At 51.3% G+C, this 478-nt stretch carries 1 protein-coding gene; it reads right to left on the bottom strand.

The annotated features are described in order from the left end of the window. Positions 1-478, bottom strand: a 478-nt coding sequence (gene nrdD, locus K0039_RS25125; RefSeq protein WP_228106853.1) for an anaerobic ribonucleoside-triphosphate reductase, incomplete at both ends; no start/stop codon positions are given.

Here is a 478-nt window from a genome sequence, read left to right as displayed (position 1 = left end):
GCCTTTTTTATGGTTCAGACCATCGCGAATCGCAAACACCAGTTTCGGGAACACCGCGGTTTTACGGTTTTTACCGAGACCTGCGATACGGTTACGCAGGATAGATTCCTGAATCAGGCGCGATTCCCAGCTGGTGCCCAGACCAAAACCAAAAGTTACAAACGGCGTTTGACCGTTGGCGGTATGCAGGGTGTTTACTTCGTACTCCAGCGACTGGAAGGCATCGTAGCACTCTTTAATGGTACGAGAGTTAGCGTAGCCTTCTGCGTCCGGGATGCTCCACTCTTCTGCGGTCTTGCGATGTTTGTTGTAGCTGGCGGTGACAAACGGTGCCAGCACTTCATCGATACGGTTAATGAATTCCGGACGGAAGTTATGGCTTACCACACCGAGCACCAGCTCTTTCATGTGCGCATAATCCAGTTCACCGAAGCGTTCCTGAATCAGATCGGAACCGAGGTTAGAGGTCATAATGACG

The organism is Terrisporobacter mayombei (assembly GCF_020748465.1).
GTDB lineage: Bacteria > Bacillota > Clostridia > Peptostreptococcales > Peptostreptococcaceae > Terrisporobacter > Terrisporobacter mayombei.
Note: the sequence above shows the minus strand (reverse complement) of the source record. Positions and strands in the feature narration are given on the sequence as shown.